Source organism: Mizugakiibacter sediminis (assembly GCF_000953855.2).
Taxonomy (GTDB): domain Bacteria; phylum Pseudomonadota; class Gammaproteobacteria; order Xanthomonadales; family Rhodanobacteraceae; genus Mizugakiibacter; species Mizugakiibacter sediminis.
This window is the reverse complement of sequence record NZ_DF970250.1, coordinates 1-3,663: the sequence shown is the minus strand read 5'-3', so window position 1 is coordinate 3,663 and position 3,663 is coordinate 1. Positions and strand designations below refer to the sequence as shown.

Genomic DNA, 3,663 nt, shown 5'->3' with positions numbered 1-3,663 from the left:
ATCGCCAAGGCGTTCGACGCCGCCACCGCCGGCGCCGCGCGCGGCACCGCCGAGACGCTCGCCGCGCTGCCGCCGCTGCTGCGCCTGCCGCTGGCGCAGCTGGCGTTCCCGGCGCTGCGGCGGCGGCCGCGCCCGCAGCTCGAGCGCTTCGTCGCCGCGCTGGACGCGGTGGTGCACGCCGACGGCCGCGTGGAACTCGACGAGTATTGCCTGGCGACGCTGGTGCGCCTGCAGGTGGTCGCCGCGCTCGACCCGGCGCGCGGCTTCGTGCCGGGCAGCCTGCGCCTCGCCGACTGCGCGGACGAGGTACGCGACCTGTGCGCGCTGGTCGCCCGCCACGGCCACGAGGACGACGACGCGGCGCGGCGCGCGTTCCTGCTGGCGATGCACGAGGCGCTGCCCGACGCGGCGCCGTTGTTCGCCTGGCCCGACGACTGGCGCGCCGCGCTGGACGCGGCGTTGGCGAAGCTGGCGCGGCTGGCGCCGGAAGGCAAGGAGCTGGTGGTGCGCGCGCTGGTGCGCGCGATCGGCGCCGACGGCGTGGTCGGCGTCGCCGAGGCCGAGCTGCTGCGCGTGGTCTGCGCCGCGCTGCACTGCCCGCTGCCGCCGCTGCTGCCGACGGTGGCGTAAGGCCGCTCAGGCGCGGCCGAGGAGCAGGTCGCTGGCGACTTCCGCGATCATGATGGTCGGCGCGTTGGTGTTGCCGGTGGGCAACACCGGCATCACCGAGGCGTCGATCACGCGCAGGGCATCGATGCCGCGCACGCGCAGCGCCGGATCGACCACGGCCGCGGCGTCGACGCCCATGCGGCAGGTGCCGATCGGGTGGTAGATCGTTTCCGCCTTGCGGCGCACGAATGCTTCCAGCGCGGCGTCGTCCTGCACCTCGGCGCCGGGGAAGATCTCCTCGCCGCGGTAGGGCGCGAACGGCGCCTGCGCCAAAATCGCGCGCGCCACCTTGGCGCCCTCGATCAGCAGCTTGAGGTCGTAGCCTTCCGCGTCGCCGAGGTAGTTGGCGTGGATCGCCGCTTTCGCCGTCGGGTCGGCGCTGGCGAGACGGATGCGGCCGCGGCTCTTCGGATGCAGCGCGCAGGCGTGCACCGTGTAGCCGTCGCCGGGCAGGCGGTGGCGGCCGTGGTCGTCGAGCAGCGCCGGCACGAAGTGGAACTGCAGGTCGCAGCGCGCGTCCTCGGCATGGCGCGAGCGCACGAAGCCGCCGGCCTCGGCGATATTGGAGGTGCCGATGCCGCTGCGGCGCAGCAGGAACTCGAGCGCGATTGCCACGTCGTTGGTGCGGTCGTAGGTGATCGGCTGCGTGCAGCGCACCAGCGTGCAGATGTCGAGGTGGTCCTGCAGGTTGGCGCCGACGCCGGGCAGGTCGAGCGCGACGGCGACGCCGTGCTCGCGTAAATGGTCGGCGGGACCGATGCCGGACAGCATCAGCAGTTGCGGCGAGTTGATCGCGCCGCCGGCCAGAATCACCTCGCCGGCTTCGACGCGCTTGCGCTTGCCGCCGCGCAGGCGCAGGTCGACGCCGACGGCGCGCGTGCCGTCCAGCACCACGCGCTCGGCCAGCGCATGGGTGACCACGGTCAGGTTGGCGCGCGCGCGCGCCGGCGCGAGATAGGCAGTGGCCGCCGAGCAGCGCGCGCCGTCGCGCTGGGTGACCTGGTAGTAGCCGAAGCCTTGCTGGTCGATGCCGTTGAAGTCGTCGTTGCGGGCGAAGCCCGCCGCCGCGGCCGCTTCGATGAAAGCCTGCGACAGCGGGTTGCGATGGCGCAGGTCGGAGACCGTCAGCGGGCCGTCGCCGCCGTGCAGCGCGTCGGCGCCACGCGTGTTGCCTTCGGCGCGGCGGAAATAGGGCAGCACGTTCGCCCACGCCCAGCGCGGATCGCCGGTCTGCGCCGCCCAACCGTCGTAGTCGGCCGGCACGCCGCGCACGTAGCACATCGCGTTGATCGAACTGGAGCCGCCCAGCACCTTGCCGCGCGGCCACCACAGGCGCCGGCCGTCGAGGCGCGCTTCCGGCTCGGTGACGTAGTTCCAGTTGATGCCCTTGCGGTTGACCAGCCTGGCCAGGCCAGCCGGCATGTGGATGAAGGGGTGCCAGTCGCGCGGGCCCGCCTCGACCAGCAGCACGCGCCGGGTTGGATCGGCGCTGAGCCGGTTGGCCAGCACGCACCCGGCGGAGCCGGCGCCGACGATGACGAAGTCGTAGAGCATGGACGGTCCTCGGACGCGGCGACGGTAGCGCCGTGCGCTAGAGCGTTTGCTCCATGCGCGGGCCGGCGATCGCCGCATGATAGTCTTGCCGCCCATTCCAGGCTGCCGGGACGCCAGACCGCGTGATGACGCGATTCGCCGTGCGGACGGGCGAGGGGCGCGCCCTCGCGCTCGCCAGCCTCGCCTTCTTCTGCGTGCTGGCGGCCTACTACGTGATCCGTCCGGTGCGCGACCAGCTGGCCGGCGCGGTCGGCTCGATCGCGCTGCCGCTGTTCTACGCCGCCACTTTCGCCGCCACGCTGCTGATCGCGCCGCTGTTCGGCTGGCTGGTGGCGCGCCTGCCGCGGCGGCGGCTGCTGGCGTGGAGCTACGGCTTCTTCATCGCCTGCCTGATCGGATTCGCGCCGCTGTTCGCCTGGCAGGACCGCATCGGCGCGCGCACGCTGGGCGTGGCGTTCTTCGTCTGGGTCAGCGTGTTCAACCTGTTCGTGGTGTCGCTGTTCTGGAGCCTGCTGGCGGACATCTGTTCCAGCGAGCAGGCGCGGCGGCTGTTTCCGCTGATCGCGATCGGCGGCAATGCCGGCGCGCTGGCGGGACCGGGCCTGACCGGCGTGCTGGCCGTGCGCATCGGCGTCGCACCGCTGCTGCTGGTGTCCGCCGCGCTGCTGGCGTCGGCACTGGCGGCGGCGCTGGCGCTTTCCGCGCACGCGCCGAAAGCGCCAGGTGCGGCGCCCGCCGCCGACGCCGAGGCGGTCGGCGGCGCGCTGCTCGCCGGGCTGCGTGCGGTGTTCGTCGAGCCGTTCGTGCGCCGCATGGCGCTGCTGATGCTGCTGTCCGACGGCGTCGGCACCCTGGCCTACGCGCTGGTGGCGGACTACGCCAACGCGCATTTCGCCGACAAGGTCGCGCGCACCGCGTTCTTCGCCGGCCTCGACCTGCGCATCAACCTGCTGGGCGTGCTGCTGCAGCTCACCTTGACGCGCTGGCTGCTGGTGCGCGTCGGTTTCGCCGCGGGTTTCGTGTTGCCGGCCTTGGTCAATATCGGATTGCTGCTGGCGGTGGCCTCGCTCGGCTCGGGCAGCGTGGCCGTCGCCGGCTTCGCCTTGCCGATCATCCCGACGATGCTGGTGCTCAGTCGCGGCTTCGCCTACGGCGTCACCAAGCCGACTTCGGACGCGCTGTACACGCGGGCCGTGCGCGAGGCGCGCTACAAGGGCAAGAATTTCGTGGAGACGGCGGTGTGGCGCTTCGGCGATCTGGCCATCACCAGCGCGCTGAACGGCCTGCGCGCGATCGGCGCCAGCCTGTCGGCGATCAGCCTGCTGGCGGCCGCCGGCGCCGGCCTGGCCGGCTGGATCGGCTGGCGCGCCACACGTTCGCGCGACCTGCTGCCGGACTAGCTGTGATCTCTCAGTAGGTTGTTCACCCGGGGCGAACCCG

2 protein-coding genes and 1 pseudogene are annotated in these 3,663 nt (G+C 72.9%); 2 read left to right on the top strand and 1 reads right to left on the bottom strand.

Annotation, left to right across the window (positions count from 1 at the left end; translation table 11 throughout):
• Positions 1–630: pseudogene (locus MBSD_RS15540) on the top strand (M48 family metallopeptidase); the annotation flags it as partial.
• 6 nt (positions 631–636) lie between these two features.
• Here MBSD_RS15540 and MBSD_RS13435 read toward each other — a convergent pair.
• Positions 637–2,223, bottom strand: coding sequence for a GMC family oxidoreductase (locus tag MBSD_RS13435; protein ID WP_062537814.1), 1,587 nt, complete (start codon positions 2,221–2,223; stop codon positions 637–639).
• 125 nt (positions 2,224–2,348) lie between these two features.
• On the opposite strand from MBSD_RS13435, the gene MBSD_RS13430 reads away from it, so the two are divergent.
• Entirely contained in the window at positions 2,349–3,623 is a 1,275-nt protein-coding gene (locus MBSD_RS13430; RefSeq protein ID WP_062537813.1) for an NTP/NDP exchange transporter, read from the top strand.
• The last annotated feature ends 40 nt before the right edge of the window (positions 3,624–3,663 follow it).

What these genes read in the sequence shown, in the direction of transcription:
- MBSD_RS13435 (WP_062537814.1), bottom strand. Translation starts at nt 2,223, where the DNA reads ATGCTCTACGACTTCGTCATCGTCGGCGCCGGCTCCGCCGGGTGCGTG.
- MBSD_RS13430 (WP_062537813.1), top strand. Translation starts at nt 2,349, where the DNA reads ATGACGCGATTCGCCGTGCGGACGGGCGAGGGGCGCGCCCTCGCGCTC.